The 14,971-nt window shown below is 64.7% G+C and carries 14 protein-coding genes; 11 read left to right on the top strand and 3 right to left on the bottom strand.

Annotated elements, in window-relative coordinates; translation table 11 throughout:
* The first annotated feature begins 215 nt into the window (after positions 1-215).
* The 4 genes from ABFP37_RS21555 (at position 216) to ABFP37_RS21540 (ending at position 3,873) form a co-directional block, all read left to right on the top strand.
* Positions 216-845 (top strand): RraA family protein, encoded by a 630-nt coding sequence (locus ABFP37_RS21555; RefSeq protein ID WP_347034900.1) that lies wholly within the window; start codon positions 216-218, stop codon positions 843-845.
* Positions 846-1,136: 291 nt separating this feature from the next.
* Positions 1,137-1,847 carry a tripartite tricarboxylate transporter substrate binding protein gene (locus ABFP37_RS21550; RefSeq protein WP_347034899.1) on the top strand — a complete coding sequence of 237 codons (711 nt, stop codon included), beginning with the start codon at positions 1,137-1,139 and terminating at the stop codon, positions 1,845-1,847.
* Positions 1,840-2,340, top strand: coding sequence for a tripartite tricarboxylate transporter TctB family protein (locus ABFP37_RS21545; RefSeq protein ID WP_347034898.1), 501 nt, complete (start codon positions 1,840-1,842; stop codon positions 2,338-2,340). Before ABFP37_RS21550 ends, ABFP37_RS21545 begins: the two co-directional genes overlap by 8 nt.
* A gap of 9 nt (positions 2,341-2,349) precedes the next feature.
* Positions 2,350-3,873 (top strand): tripartite tricarboxylate transporter permease, encoded by a 1,524-nt coding sequence (locus tag ABFP37_RS21540; protein ID WP_347034897.1) that lies wholly within the window; start codon positions 2,350-2,352, stop codon positions 3,871-3,873.
* On the opposite strand, the gene ABFP37_RS21535 is transcribed toward ABFP37_RS21540, so the two are convergent.
* The 3 genes from ABFP37_RS21535 to ABFP37_RS21525 all read right to left on the bottom strand — a co-directional run bounded on the left by ABFP37_RS21535 (position 3,812) and on the right by ABFP37_RS21525 (position 6,861).
* Positions 3,812-4,753 carry a LysR family transcriptional regulator gene (locus ABFP37_RS21535; protein ID WP_347034896.1) on the bottom strand — a complete coding sequence of 314 codons (942 nt, stop codon included), beginning with the start codon at positions 4,751-4,753 and terminating at the stop codon, positions 3,812-3,814. The genes ABFP37_RS21540 and ABFP37_RS21535 overlap by 62 nt on opposite strands.
* Before the next feature lie 229 nt (positions 4,754-4,982).
* On the bottom strand, positions 4,983-5,543 hold the full coding sequence (locus ABFP37_RS21530; protein WP_347034895.1) for a HutD family protein: 561 nt from the start codon (positions 5,541-5,543) through the stop codon (positions 4,983-4,985).
* A gap of 28 nt (positions 5,544-5,571) precedes the next feature.
* Positions 5,572-6,861, bottom strand: a complete 1,290-nt coding sequence (locus ABFP37_RS21525) for an ammonium transporter (protein WP_347034894.1) — start codon at positions 6,859-6,861, stop codon at positions 5,572-5,574.
* 364 nt (positions 6,862-7,225) lie between these two features.
* Here ABFP37_RS21525 and glnT point away from each other — a divergent pair, with 364 nt between their 5' ends.
* Genes glnT through ABFP37_RS21490 form a run of 7 tightly spaced genes read left to right on the top strand, consistent with a single transcriptional unit; the run spans position 7,226 to position 14,771 of the window.
* The gene (glnT, locus tag ABFP37_RS21520; RefSeq protein ID WP_347034893.1) at positions 7,226-8,614 is read left to right on the top strand and encodes a type III glutamate--ammonia ligase; all 1,389 of its coding nucleotides are present in this window, start codon (positions 7,226-7,228) and stop codon (positions 8,612-8,614) included.
* Between the two features lie 27 nt (positions 8,615-8,641).
* Positions 8,642-9,550 (top strand): amidophosphoribosyltransferase, encoded by a 909-nt coding sequence (locus ABFP37_RS21515; protein WP_347034892.1) that lies wholly within the window; start codon positions 8,642-8,644, stop codon positions 9,548-9,550.
* The gene (locus ABFP37_RS21510; protein ID WP_347034891.1) at positions 9,538-10,266 is read left to right on the top strand and encodes a protein glxC; all 729 of its coding nucleotides are present in this window, start codon (positions 9,538-9,540) and stop codon (positions 10,264-10,266) included. The genes ABFP37_RS21515 and ABFP37_RS21510 overlap by 13 nt, the downstream gene beginning before the upstream one ends.
* A 13-nt stretch (positions 10,267-10,279) precedes the next feature.
* Entirely contained in the window at positions 10,280-11,644 is a 1,365-nt protein-coding gene (locus ABFP37_RS21505; RefSeq protein WP_347034890.1) for an FMN-binding glutamate synthase family protein, read from the top strand.
* Positions 11,644-12,804: an FAD-dependent oxidoreductase gene (locus ABFP37_RS21500; RefSeq protein WP_347034889.1), complete on the top strand. Its 1,161-nt coding sequence runs from the start codon at positions 11,644-11,646 to the stop codon at positions 12,802-12,804. The genes ABFP37_RS21505 and ABFP37_RS21500 overlap by 1 nt, the downstream gene beginning before the upstream one ends.
* A 60-nt stretch (positions 12,805-12,864) precedes the next feature.
* Positions 12,865-14,121, top strand: a complete 1,257-nt coding sequence (locus tag ABFP37_RS21495; protein ID WP_347034888.1) for an allantoate amidohydrolase — start codon at positions 12,865-12,867, stop codon at positions 14,119-14,121.
* A gap of 29 nt (positions 14,122-14,150) precedes the next feature.
* Complete coding sequence (locus ABFP37_RS21490; protein WP_347034887.1) at positions 14,151-14,771, top strand: XRE family transcriptional regulator; 621 nt, start codon at positions 14,151-14,153, stop codon at positions 14,769-14,771.
* Positions 14,772-14,971: the final 200 nt, after the last annotated feature.

Below are 14,971 nucleotides of genomic sequence, written 5' to 3'. Positions count from 1 at the left end.
CGCTGCTTAGGGTCTCTATTGACGCTCATCGCAGAGCCGATTGTCATATTCAAAGGAGAAGCAAGGACTACCCTCGAGCAGGAGTACCGCGAGTACGAGGAAGCCGGACGGATCTGGGGCCTCGTGCCGCAGGAACGCATCAAAAGATCAAGTTTGAAAGAGTCTCCCAGGAAGTTGTTCAGCGTTACCTTGCCGTAGAGGACCTCACGACTTCTGTGTCGGACATCCTGGACGGCCTCGGTATTCTCGGCGCCGTCCCGGCTTCCTACCTGAAGCCCCTGCAGACCGGTCGCAAGGTTGTGGGGCCGGCAGTGACCATCCGCAACATGGTCGAGCGCAAGACACCGACGCAGGGCTATGTCGACAAGGACTTCATCCGAATGTCGACGCGCGACATTTACTACCTCTCTGAACCCGGCGACGTGCTCGTGACAGACACCGGTGGCAACCTCGATGTGTCGAACATGGGCGGACAATCCTGCACGGTGGCGAAGACCAAGGGTCTTGCCGGCTCCATCGTTTACGGCGCAGTGCGCGATGCCAGCACCATCCGCCGCCTTGAGTACCCCGTCTGGAGCTGCGGCATCACACCCATCACCGGCAAGTTCCGGATTGAGGCCATCGAAATGAACGGCCCGGTCAAGCTCCACGATGTGCAGGTCCGCCCCGGTGACCTCATAGTCGCCGATGATTCCGGCGTTTGCGTTGTGCCTTTCGAAAACATCAATGAAGTTATCGACCAGATCGAGCAGATCGCTGAAGATGAGGCGTTTACCGCGAGTCTGATTACCCAGGATGTTCCGCTCGACGAACTCCGTCCTCACTTCCGGAAGCGCTACAGCTGATGGGCCCGTTGATGAGAAAAGTGCGACTCGCAGGCGCAGCCACCGTGATGGTGGCACTCGTTGCTGGATGCAGCGTTGGGCCGGGAAGCCACGGCGGGGGCAGTGGGGCTAAATACCCTGATGGTCCCGTCGAGATCGTGGTCACCTACTCGGCAGGCGGAGCGAGCGACCAGCTCGCAAGAACCCTGTCCCCTTCACTGGAATCTTCACTCGGCACGTCCGTCATCATCCAGAACCAGGCGGGCGGGTCGGGAACAGTGGCACTGGCATCCTTGGTGAAAGCGGCCCCCGATGGCTACAGCCCTGGGCTTCATAGCCGGCGGGCCGGTCACGGTGCAGCCGCACTACGGCCGCACCACCTACAAGTACGATGACGTCCGTCCGGTCGCCCGCGTCGCCACTGCTCCGATTCTGCTGGCTGTGCGCAGCGACGCACCCTGGAATAGCGTGCAGGAACTGGTGGAGCACCTCAAGAAGAATCAGGACAGCTTCTCCTACGCCAGCACCGGTGCAGGTAATCCGGCCAACATCGCGATGGAAAAGTTCGACAAAGCCGCCGGTGTTGAGACCAAGCAGGTTCCCTTCGAGAGCAGCGGTGAAGCGACATCTGCCCTGCTCGGCGTGAATGTGGATGCGGCGGCCGGATTGCCTTCTGCGTTCGCTGCCTCAGTCAAAGCGGGGGACTTGAAGATTCTCGCCAACCTGGGAGACGTCAAGGGCGCCTTTTACGAGGCCGTTCCGACGCTGAAAGACAGCGGGTACGACGCCGTCACCAACGTGACGAACGGCCTGATCGCACCTAAAGGTGTCAGCGACGAAGTTGTAAAGACCCTGTCGGATGCGATTGCCGCAGCCTTAGACAACGATGAAGTCGCCAAGAAGATCTCCGCTTCAGGCTTCATCCCGGACTTTGGTGACGGAAAGGCATATTCCGAGGCCCTTTCGGCAGAGTACGCCGAAACGGGTGTCGTTTTGAAAGAGCTGGGACTGCTGAATGGCTGACACGCCAGTATTAATAGAGGAGGAGGTGGGCCACGATGTAGAGGATGGTGGCCGTCTCTACTCAACACTCGTGCCCTTGTTACTGGCAGGCGCCGGCTCTGCCGTAGCATTCAACGCGATGAAGCTCGGTGTGGGGGCAGCCGATCGGCCTGGCCCCGGCATGTGGCCACTTGGCATCGGCATCATATGGACGCTCGCGGCATTGGGACTCGCCTACTCCGCATGGACAGGGAAGCTGCGGCTCGAAGCTCTGGTGCAGCTCAGGCGGCCGGCGACCGGACTGATCCTGGCTGTTCTGTTCGTGGTCCTCTTCAGCTACGTCGGATTCGTCGCGGCCATCGTCGTCACCCTCGCACTGTGGTCGCGGCTCCTGGCGGGCTTCACCTGGCGCCGTACCGGGTGGGTGACGGCCGTAATCACGGCCCTTCTATACGTAGTCTTCGGCGTTGTGGTGGGCACTTCATTCCCTACCTCACTACTCGGGCTAGGATAGGGGGCTCTCATGGACGGACTTATTGCAGGATTCGGGGTCGCTCTTTCGTGGGAGAACATTCTAGCGGTCGTCGTCGGATGCTTTCTGGGCATGCTCGTTGGTGTGCTGCCCGGGCCAGGTCCGGTCACCACCATTTCGTTGCTGCTTCCGTTCACGTTCAATTTTGAACCCACGACGGCGATCATCCTCCTTGCCGGCGTGTATGCAGGCGTCATGTATGGCGGGACGATCACCTCGGTGCTGCTCAAGTTGCCAGGCGAAGCGGCATCGGTGGTCACTGCCATCGATGGCCACGAGATGGCGCGTCGTGGCCGTGCCGGTCCGGCGCTGGGCATCTCGGCTATCGGTTCCTTCATCGGCGCCTCGGTGGCGCTGGTTGGCCTGACGCTCTTCGCGCCGCAACTGGCGGACCTGGCACTGAGGCTGGGGCCGCCCGAGTACGCATTGCTGGCACTGCTTGGTCTGCTGCTGATCGCTCGTATGGGGAACGGCTCCTTCGGCAAGGCGGTCCTGGCGGCGGCGATCGGCCTGTTCATCGCTGTGATCGGGCTGGACCCTGTGTCGGGTCAAGCGCGGTTTGATGGGGGTTCGGCGCAGCTCGTGGATGGTATAGACATCGTGGCCGCGGTTCTCGGACTGTTCGGAATCGGCGAAGTGCTCTACCAGCTCCGTCATCCCGAGGAAGCCGTTGGATCCGTCTCTTCGAAGGTAGGGCGGCTCATGCCAAGCCGGCAGGACTTCCGTGACAGTGCGGCTCCGATAGCCCGTGGATCCATCATCGGGACGTTGATCGGGCTGTTGCCTGGCGGAGGCGGCGTCGTCTCATCACTGGTGAGTTACGGCACCGAGCGCAGACTGGCCAAACGGCCGGAGGAATTCGGGAAGGGGGCAATCCAAGGCGTCGCCGGGCCGGAAACGGCAAACAACGCGTCGTCGACCTCGGCATTCATCCCACTGCTCACCTTGGGCATCCCGTTTAATGTCGCGATCTCCCTGATGTTCAGTGTCCTGTTGATCAACGGTATTACTCCGGGGCCGAGGCTCATCGAGGAAGAGCCGGACCTGTTCTGGGGTGTCATTGCTTCCATGTATCTGGGCAATGTCGTTTTGTTAGTGCTCAGCCTTCCGCTCGTGGGGCTCTTCATCCAGATCCTGCGGGTGGACGCGCAGATCATGGCACCGTTCATCATCCTGCTGAGTTTGGTGGGGGTCTACACGATCGACAACAACACCTGGAACATGTGGATTGCCATCATCTTTGGGGCGATCGGCTACCTGATGCGGACCTGGGGTTTGCCGACAGGGCCGCTCGTCTTGGCCTTCATCATCGGTGGAATGCTGGAGACGTCATTGCGCCAGTCACTGCTGCTCAGTGACAACGGATTCCTGATCTTCGTTCAGCGCCCCGGCTCGCTGGTGTTCCTCGCGCTCTGTATCGTGCTGGTGATTTCGGCGATAACAGGTGCGAAGCCTAAAAGGCGCTCTCGGCTGCCACGTCTGAACCTTCCGCCGCGGCAGAAAGTGAAGCGTTAATCTCCCCGGCTCGGACTTGGGCAGCACTTATAAAGCAGCCAATCACGTCTGAGCCGGTGTCTTGGGTGAGAACCTGGAGCGGAATCTCCAGGTTCTCACCCACAGGCACGAACACGATGTCCTCACGTCCCGGATCCCGGTACAGCACTGACTGCACAGCCACTCCAACTTCAGCTCCGACGAGGGCCAATTGGCTGTGCAGACCGTTGGACTCGATGAACTGCGCCGGTGAACATCCGCGCCGGTGATAGAGGCTGACTAGTTCATCGTGAAAAGCCGGGTTTCTCGACCGCGGGGCCATGATGAAGGACTCGCCAGAGAGCTCTGCGAGGCTGATCTGGTCCCGCAAAGCAAGCCGATGAGCGGACGGAAGCACAGCCAGAAGAGGATCGTTCATCAGCTTCGTCGCGACAAAGCCCGGCACCGAGTCCGCTGTCCGGACAATGGCAATGTCGAGCCGGCCGTCGCGCAGCGCACGCATCAGTGCGAAGGACGCCATTGGCTGAAGGCTGATTCGGACATCCGGAATCGACCGGTGCACCGCCTGAAGGACCTGCGGCATCAAGCTCGCCATGGCAGGGTTGACGGCACCGACGCGGAGCTCACGACGCATCCCAGCCCCGACACTCCTCACTTCAGTCTCCAGTTTCTGGGCATCGCTGAGCAGAAAGTCGGCACCCTCAAAGAGAGTGCGGCCGGCCTCAGTCAGGTGGCTCTTTCGAGTGCTCCGTTCGATGAGCGTCGAACCAAACTGTCGTTCAAGACGCTGCAGTGTCTGCGTCAACGTAGGCTGCGACACATGGAGACGGTCTGCGGCGAGCCGGAAGTTCAGCTCCTCGGCCAGGACGACGTACTGCTGGAGATCACGCAGAGACAACATGGCTTCATACGATCACACAGCCGTCAATATCCCAACCTGGGGGAGCAAATCAGTTCGGGGCGGGTCCAACGATAGTAGGAAGCGCGCGAGGGAGACCTTGCACCCTGCAATGAACGATAGGCAGTTGTCCACGCGCTGGGCCCTCTGTGCGGGGCATGATGCGAGTGAAGTCCGAAGCTCGGACTGATGATTTGGAAACGCTGCCCGCGGTCGGACGCTTGTGTTCGACCTAGGTCTCAGGGAACACAGAGATCGTCGCCACTAGAGCTTCCTTCAACTGTATGCCAACCGTTCCCGGGCCGCACATGAGAAAGTCGAGAGGTTCCAACAGTTCTCCGCTGTCTAACCATGCAGTTCCGTCAAGGAGGGCCAGGGCGACGGCATTCACGTGGGGGATCCACGGTCCGTCAAGGCGCTCCACCGAGACGTCCCCGGTGCAGTATGCCCCCGCGGTGATGAGGTTAATGACGGAAACTGGTCCAGAGGACAACCTGACGGATACGTCCGCTTCTCCCGGGAACGTTTCGGTTCGGCCGTAGGAGGCCGTGCGGGGGACGCCGTCGACATCCATGGTGAGCGTGTCCGCGGATGCGACGAGGAAGTGCCGGTCGGTGCCGTGGAACGTTGAGAAGGCTGCGTCTTCGTCGATGTCGGCCAGGCTGAGTCGCCACCGGAACGTGTCCGGACCCGAACCACCCGGGAGGATGGCGACTTCCCGGGTGGTGCCTGCCCCGTTCTTCCAGGGGAGGCGGGGCAGGCGGCCGGTGCGGACGATGGAGGGCTCGGGCACGAGAAGGCGCGAGCCTTCTGCTGACGCCCTAGGCACGGCTGGGGGAGCCGAGCTCCACGGGCTCTTCGTCGCTGAGATAGGCGGCCTCGGAGTGGGCGGCGATGTCGATGCCGCGCAGTTCATCGGCTTCATGGACGCGCAGGCCCATCGTGATGTTGAGGAGCTTGGCGATGACCCATGTCACGACGAAGGAGTAGGCGAGTACGGCGAGGGTGGCGACCGTCTGGATTCCGAGGAGTTCGAAGCCTCCGCCGTAGAACAGACCGTTTACCTTGTTGGGTGCGGCGTCGGTGGCGAAGAAGCCGATCAGGAGGGTGCCGAGGATGCCGCCGACCAGGTGGACACCGACGACGTCGAGTGAATCATCGAAGCCCAAGCGGAACTTCAGTTCGATGGCCAGGGAACAGACGGCGCCGGCGATCACACCGGTGGCAAGAGCGCCGAGCGGGCTGACGGCGCCGCACGCGGGAGTGATGGCAACGAGGGCCGAGATCAGGCCGGAGGCGGCGCCCATGCTGCTGGCACTGCCCAGTCTGATGCGTTCCACGAGGGCCCAGGCCAGGAGGCCTGCGCATGCGGCGATGGCGGTGTTCAGGAACACCACGGAGGCGGATTGCCCGGCGGTGAGGGCGGACCCGGCATTAAAGCCGAACCAGCCGGCCCACAACAGTCCCGCGCCGACCAGTACCAGCGGCCGGCTGTGCGGCCTGGTGTGCTCGCTCTTGGGCCAGCCGGCGCTGCGTCCCAGAACCAGGGCGAGGGCCAGGGCCGCGATTCCGGCGTTCATGTGAACGGCGGTTCCGCCGGCGAAGTCGACGGCTTTGAGACTGTTGACGATCCAGCCGCCGGTCACGGAGCCGTCGGCCGAGCTGAATGCGAAGACCCAGTGGGCGACCGGAAAGTAGACCAGCGTGGCCCAGAGGGCGGCGAAAGTCATCCATGCGCCGAATTTCATGCGTCCTGCCGCAGCTCCGGCGATGATTGCGGTGGTGATGCCGGCAAAGAACAGCTGGAAGGCGGCGAACAGCGCTGCGGGTATCGGCGCGTCAGGGTCCTCGGCCAGCAATTGCTCCATCCCGAAATACTCGGTGATGTCCCCCAGGAGCCCGGCGCCGCCGATGGAATTGCCGAAGACCATGGAGTAGCCGAACACGGCCCACAGGACCGCGACAATGCTCATGCCTCCGAAACACATCATCATCATGTTCAGGATTCTGCGGGACCCGACCATGCCGCCGTAGAACAGGGCAAGGCCGGGGATCATGATGCACAGCAGTGCACTCGCGGCGAGGATCCAGGCGACGTCTCCAGAATTCATGGAACTCCAATCAAAAAGGGGTGGCTGTCTACCGGCCCTTGAGGCCGGGTAAGGCGTCTTCGCGGCTTCACCTCGCGTCAGCGAGGAAGCAAACAGGGGATTCCGGTTCGCAAAAGGGTAGGACCCTTGTTCCCGTCCCGATATCCGCCGGAACCGGCAGCATCCGAAGTAACCGTGGGATGAAACCATGATTCATGACAGTGAACGATGGCGGGTTTCGGGCGCGTTAAATTCCTGTTGCATTCGGCGCCCGATCATGACATGCGGATTTAACGCTGGAGGCGCACGCCGGTAACATCACTTTGACTACTGTGGTTCAACAAGGTTTCCCCGTAGGTAACACCAAGTGAACAGGACAGTTCCGATGACCAGTGTCGCAACCCCTGAAGTACCCAGCGCGTCAGCGCCATCAAAAACCGGGCTGCCGGCCGAGGCCGGACAGATCTCCCTCGCGGACATCGCCAAGGCCCATGACGTGCGGTTCCTGCTGGCGACGTTCGTGGACATGACCGGCAAACCGTGCGCGAAGCTTGTTCCCGTTGAAGCCGCGGATGAGCTCGAGGCCGGTGCCATGGGCTTCGCCGGCTACGCGGCAGGGCTGATCGGGCAGAAGCCGCAGGATTCGGACCTCATCGCCGTCCCCGATCTCACCTCCTTCACGCCCGTGCCGTTCATCAAGGAGGGCCTGGCGATCATCCACTGCGACCCGTACGTGGACGGCAGGCCCTGGCCCTTCGCCCCGAGGGTCATCCTGAAAAACACGCTGGCCCGGCTGGCGGAGCAGGGCATGCAGGCCAAGGTGGGCGCCGAAGTGGAGTACTTCCTGGTCAGCAAGAACCCGGACGGCTCGCTGAGCACCGCGGATGCCAGGGACGATTCACCCCACCCCTGCTACGACGCCCGCGGCGTCACCCGCATGTACGATCACCTCACCTCCATCTCCGAGGCGATGAACGGGCTGGGCTGGGGCAACTACGCCAATGACCACGAGGACGCCGCCGGACAGTTCGAACAGAACTTCAACTACGCCGACGCCCTCACCACGGCCGACCGCGTCGTCACCCTGCGCTACATCCTGAACATTCTCGCCGAACAGCGCGGCATGACCGCCACGTTCATGCCCAAGCCCTTCACGGACCGGACGGGCACCGGCCTGCATTTCCACCTGTCGCTGTGGTCGGGCGCCGAGGCGCTGTTCCCGGGGGACGACGGCGGACGCGGCCTGGGGCTCTCGGAACTCGCCTACTCGTTCATCGGCGGCATCCTCAACCACGCCCCGGCCCTCCAGGCTTTCCTCGCTCCCACCGTCAATTCCTACAAACGCTCCGGGGCGACCACGAGCTCCTCCGGTGCCACGTGGTCCCCGCGGAGGGCCTCGTTCGGGGGCAACGACCGCACGCACATGATCCGCGTCCCCGACGACAAACGGATTGAACTCCGGTCCGGGGACGGCTCCGCCAACCCCTACCTCGCCATCGCCACGGCGGTCGAGGCCGGGCTGGACGGCGTCGCCAGCGGAACCGATCCCGGATCCCCGTCCGGCCCGGGCGAAGCCCGGCCGGAGGCCCATTTCCTGCCCGCGACGCTCCTGCACGCCGTCGAGGCGCTCCGCCGAGACCCGGTGATCCTGGCCAGTCTCAGCGGCGACGCGGAAATCGGCAAGTATTACGCGAACGCCAAGGAAGAAGAGTTCCTGAGCTGGCACAACCAGGTCAGCGACTGGGAAATCCGCACCTACCTGACTTCAATCTGACCAAACCCACCGAGTAAAGGACACACAATGTGTGGAATCGCCGCGCTGCAGCTGCGCAACCCTTCGCTGCATCCCCAGATGGGCAGCCTCCTGTCCTCCATGATGTGCCAGATCGTGGACCGCGGTCCGGACTCCGCCGGCCTGGCCGTCTATGACACCCCGGGCCTCGTCGCCCAGGGCACCTCCACGCTTAGCCTCCTGGGCAAAAACCAGGGCATGCCCGTGATGGCCATTATTGCGGCGCTGGAAACCCTGCTGCCCGCCTCCGCCGCCACCGCCGTCAGGGTGGTGGGGGACACCACCCTGGTGAGTTCCGCCGTCGGGACCGACCTGCTGGTCAAGGCCGTCAGCGAAATCCTCCCGGGCTCCACCATCATCGGCCGCGGCGAGCACGTCGCCGTCATGAAGAGCGTGGGCCACCCGATGGACATCGCCGCCGAGCACGGATTGGAGGCCATGGCCGGAAGCCAGGGGCTGTCCCATACCCGCATGGCCACCGAGTCCGCCGTGACTGCCGGCGGTTCCCACCCCTTCTCCGTCGCCGACGACCTCTGCCTGGTCCACAACGGATCGTTCTCCAACCACGCCACCATCCGCCGGGACCTGCTGCGTGAAGGCGTGGTCTTCGACTCCGACAACGACACCGAGGTCGGCGCCCGCTACATCGCCTCCCGCCTGCAGCAGGGCGACGACCTGGAAACCGCGCTCGTCAACCTGGGCAAGGTCTTCGACGGTTTCTACACCCTCGTCGTCACCACCGCCGACAGCATGGCCGTGGTCCGGGACCCCATCGCCTGCAAGCCGGCCATCATCGCCGAAACAGACGACTACGTGGCCATGGCCTCCGAATACCGTGCCCTGGCAGCCCTGCCCGGCATTGAAACAGCCCGCATCTTTGAACCGGAACCCGGAAAGGTCTACACATGGTCACTCTGACAGCCCCCGAAACGCACAGCCCCAACGCAACAACGCCGGACACCTTCAGCGTTGACCTTGCCGACAGCCCGGTCCGGGACTTGAACCAGGCCCTTCACCACGCCACCGACGGCCAGGACTGGACCGTCACTAACCCGGGCGGCAAGCACAGCCTTGCCGTCGGAATCAACGCCGACGTCAGCGTCACCGTTGAAGGCCATGCCGGCTACTACGCGGCCGGCATGCACCAAAAGGGCCACGTCACCATCACCGGCAACGCCGGCGTGGGTCTCGCGGAGAACATTATGTCCGGCAGAGTCCAGGTCAAGGGCGATGCGTCCCAGTCGGCCGCGGCCACCGGCCACGGCGGACTCGTGGTCATCGACGGAAACGCCGGCGCCCGCTGCGGGATCTCCATGAAAGGCGTGGACATCGTGGTCGGCGGCAACATCGGCCACATGTCAGCCTTCATGGCCCAGGCGGGCCGGCTCGTGGTCTGCGGGGACGCCGGGGAGGCCCTCGGCGACTCGATCTACGAAGCCCGGATCTACGTCAAGGGATCCGTCGCGTCCCTCGGTGCGGACTGCATCGAAAAACCGATGAAGGCCGAGCACCTAGAGGAACTCGAAGGGCTGCTCACCGCGGCGGGCCGCGCCGAAGACCCGGCGGACTTCAAGCGCTACGGATCGGCACGGAACCTTTACCACTTCAGCGTCCACAACTCGACGTCGTACTAGCAAGGACACTCCCATGACTATCACCTCACTGCCCCAGGAATCCCCGGCTGTTCTTCCCGCGCAGCACACCGAAGAGCTGGGCCTGCGCGAATCGGCGACCTTCGACCGTGCGACCATCGCGGACATCCAACGTGCCGCCGCCACCGGCGTCTATGACATCCGCGGTTGGGGCGCCAAGCGCAAGGTCCCGCACTTTGATGACCTGCTGTTCCTCGGCGCGTCCATGTCCCGCTACCCGCTGGAGGGCTACCGCGAAAAGTGCGACACCGACGTCATCCTCGGCGACCGCCACGCGAGCCGGCCGCTGCACCTGCAGACCCCGGTGACCATCGCCGGCATGAGTTTCGGCGCCCTGTCCGCCAACGCCAAAGAGGCACTGGGCCGCGGCGCGAGCGAGGTGGGAACCTCCACCACCACCGGCGACGGCGGCATGACCCCCGAGGAGCGCGGCCAGTCCAAGCACCTGGTCTACCAGTACCTGCCCTCCCGCTACGGCATGAACCCGGATGACCTGCGCAAGGCCGACGCGATCGAAATCGTGCTCGGCCAGGGCGCCAAGCCCGGCGGCGGCGGCATGCTGCTGGGCCAGAAGATCACCGACCGCGTCGCCGGCATGCGCACCTTGCCGGTCGGGATCGACCAACGCTCCGCCAGCCGCCACCCCGACTGGACCGGACCGGACGACCTGGAGATCAAGATCGGTGAATTGCGTGAAATCACGGACTGGAAGACCCCCATCTATGTCAAGATCGGCGCCTCCCGCCCGTACTATGACACCGCCCTGGCCGTAAAGGCCGGAGCCGACGTCGTGGTGGTCGACGGCATGCAGGGCGGCACCGCTGCGACCCAGCAGGTCTTCATCGAAAACGTGGGCATCCCCACCCTGGCCGCCATCCCGCAGGCCGTCCAGGCGCTCCAGGAACTGGGTCTGCACCGGAAGGTCCAGCTGATCGTCTCCGGCGGCATCCGGACCGGCGCCGACGTCGCCAAAGCCATGGCCTTGGGGGCCGACGCCGTCGCGATCGGCACCGCGGCCCTGATCGCGTTGGGTGACAACGATCCCCGCTACGCCGCCGAGTACGCTGCGCTCGGCTCGGCTGCGGGCTTCTACGACGATTTCCAGGACGGCCGCGACCCCGCCGGCATCACCACCCAGGACCCCGAACTCTCCTCCCGCCTGGACCCGGTCGCGGGCGGCCGCCGCCTGGCCAACTACCTCCGCGTCCTGACCATGGAGGCCCAGACCATCGCCCGGGCCTGCGGAAAGTCCCACCTGCACAACCTCGAGCCCGAAGATCTCGTGGCCCTCACCATCGAAGCCTCCGCCATGGCCCGCGTGCCGCTGGCCGGCACGAGCTGGATCCCGGGAGCCAAGTGATGACGGGGTCTTTTTCCGACGCGTCGGACTTTGTTGTGGTCGGCGCCGGGCTCGCCGGCGCCGCCACCGCCTGCCAGCTCGCCGCCCGCGGCCACGACGTGACCATCCTGGAACGCACAGTCCCGGCCAGCCATGACGGCAGTTCGCACGGGTCCGCCCGGATCTTCCGCTACGCCTACCCGGACGAGTTCTATACCCGGGCCGTGATCGAGTCCAAAGTTCTGTGGGACGAACTCGAGGCGGCCAGCGGGCTGGAACTGATCACCCCGTTCGGAGCGGTGGACTACGGGCCCGAACGTCAGCCGGAGCACTTGGCCCGGGTCCTCGCCGGCGCCGGCGTGGAGCACGAACTCCTCAGCGTCGCCGAAGCGAGGGCACGCTGGCCCCACATCGCCTTTGACACCTCCGTGCTGTGGCACCCCGGCGCCGGCGTCATCGACGCCGAAGGCTCGGTCAACGCCATGATCGACCAGGCTGTGAAGCATGGCGCCAGGCTGCTGACCGGCTGGGACGTCGCCGGCGTGGAGAAACGGGGATCCGGCTACCGTGTGCGTTCCGCGGCAGGGGGGCAGATCGACGCCGGGAACGTCATCGTCAGCGCCGGCGGCTGGCTGCCCGGGCTGCTGGGACGGCTCGGCCTTCCCGACGGGTTCCTTGCAGGACTGCCCGAGATCACCGTCCGGCAGGAGCAGGCCTACCATTTCCGCTACCGTGAGCTTTCCGGCAGCCAGCCGGAATGGCCCACCTTCATCCACAAGAGCGCGGCCATCCAGACCTACGGGCTGCCCGGAGGACGGGATGCCGGCTTCGCCGGGCAGAAGGTCGCCGAATACAACGGCGGAAAGCTCATCCCCTCCGCCGCCGCCCAAACCGGCGCCGTGGACCCGGCCAACCGGCGCCGTGTGGTGGACTACGTCCAAAAGTACCTCCCCGGACTTGACCCTGAACCGTACGCCGAGACCACGTGCCTGTTCACCAACACCCCGACGGAGGACTTCCTCATCGACCGGGCCGAGGGGCTGACCGTCCTCTCCCCGTGCTCGGGCCACGGCGCGAAGTTCGCGCCGCTGATCGGGCAATGGGCGGCCGACCTCGCCACCGGCACCGGCGAGGTCCCGGCCCGGTTCCGCCCTGCAACCGCCCGAATCAGCGCCCACTAACCGGTCAGCGCCAACTGACCCCGCACACCCACGAACCCACCTACAGAAACGGAGCAGCCAGTGACCTCCCCAGCGACCAAACCGGCAACCGACACCGTCACCGGCCTCATGCGGGACATCTCCGGGACCGGGACCGACAGGCATCGCGGCGGATACTCCCGCCCGGTCTTCTCGAACGCCGAAACCGAGCTGCGAGGCTGGTTCATCGAACAGGCCGGCAGGCGCGGGCTGGATGTCACTACCGACGCCAACGGCATCATCTGGGCCTGGTGGGACACCGCCACGGGCGTCCGCAGCGACGCCGTCGTCACGGGAAGCCATCTCGACTCGGTCCCAGGCGGAGGCGAATATGACGGCCCCCTCGGTGTTGCCTCTGCCCTGGTGGCCGTCGACATCCTCAAACAACGGGGCGTCCGGCCCCGCAGGCCCCTGGCCATCGCCGTCTTCCCCGAAGAGGAAGGCTCCCGCTTTGGCGTCGCGTGCCTCGGGTCGCGCCTGCTCACCGGCGCCCTGGACCCGGACAAGGCCCGCAACCTCAAGGATGCGGACGGCAACACCTACGCCGACGTGGCCGCGGCCAACGGGCAGGACCCCCGGTTCATCGGTGCCGACCGCAGGACCCTCCAGCAGCTCGGCGTATTCGTTGAACTCCACGTCGAACAGGGCAGGGGACTGGTCGACCTGGGCCAGCCGGTGGCCATCGGATCCTCCATCCTGGGCCACGGCCGGTGGAAGCTCTCAGTGCACGGGCAGGGCAACCACGCCGGAACCACCCTCATGAACGACCGGAAAGACCCCATGATCGCCGCGGCCAAGGTCATGATCGGCATCCGCGACACGGCCAGCAAGTACCGGGACGCACGCGCCACCGTCGGCAGGCTGCAGCCCGTCCCCGGCGGGACCAACGTCATCGCCTCCCGCGTGGACCTGTGGATCGACCTCCGGCACCCGCGGGACGAGGTCACCGCTGCCCTGGTCGAATCCATCCACCTCAACGCCCAGGTCATTGCCGCCGAGGAAGGGTGCACCGTCAGCTTCGGCACCGAGTCGATGAGCCCCACCGTGCACTTCGACACCGGCCTGCGTGACCGGCTGCAGGCGCTGCTTCCCGTCGCGCCCGTCCTGGACACCGGTGCGGGCCATGACGCGGGAGTGCTCGCCGGCCACATCCCCACCGCCATGCTGTTCGTAAGGAACCCCACCGGAATATCGCATTCACCGGAGGAACTGGTGGAGGACCACGACGCCGAGGCCGGGGCCGGCGCCTTGGCCGACGTTCTCGCAGGGCTCTTGGGAGAGGCCCGGGTGATCGGCTAGACGCCGTGGCTGAAGCCTATGATGGCTGGGTGACCAATCAGACTGGCGAAGAGACGGGCGTTCCGGCAGAGGCAGCCGCAGACGATGTGGCAGGCAAACTGGAGCGCATCATTGCCGGGCAGCTCCGACGCTACCGGACAGCCCACGGGCTGTCGGCCGCCGAACTTGCAGCCCGGACGGGATTGTCCAAGGCGATGATCTCCAAGATCGAATCGGCCAGCACGTCGTGTTCGCTGACCACCCTGCAGCGACTGGCTGACGGTTTAAGAATTCCGGTCACGGCCCTGTTCCGCGGCGCCGACACAGACCGCGATGCCACCTTCACCAAGAACGGGCAGGGCAGCCTTACTGTCCGCAGCGGAACCCAACACGGCCACGAGTACCGCGTGCTCGGCACCCTCAAGGGACGCACCGACGCGCTCGAACCGACCCTCGTCACGCTCACCAACGCCTCCGACGTCTTCCCGCTGTTCCAGCATCCCGGAACGGAATTCATCTACATGCTCTCCGGGAAAATGATCTATGGCCACGGGGCCTACGAATACACCATGGAGGCCGGGGACTCGCTGCTCCTCGATGGCGAAGGACCCCACGGCCCGTTAGAGCTGCTGGACCTGCCGATCAGATTCCTGGCGATTGCAGCCAAATAGAAACCCCTACTTCTACCGTCTGGCGCATCCCGGCTCCTGCAAATATGCAGGATTCAGGAGGCGATGCATGCATCCGTGGTGGCGCCGCGGGTAAAGGTTCCGGGCCTGGGTGACGGCATTCAACTGGCCATGATTCCGCTGTTTAACAGCAGGGGTCGCCCAAAACCCACGGGGGTTATTGGGCCCCCCGGTCCGTCAAG

It is taken from the genome of Burkholderia sp. RS01 (assembly GCF_039748055.1).
GTDB lineage: Bacteria > Actinomycetota > Actinomycetes > Actinomycetales > Micrococcaceae > Arthrobacter.
This window is presented reverse-complemented; position numbering and strand designations above follow the sequence as displayed.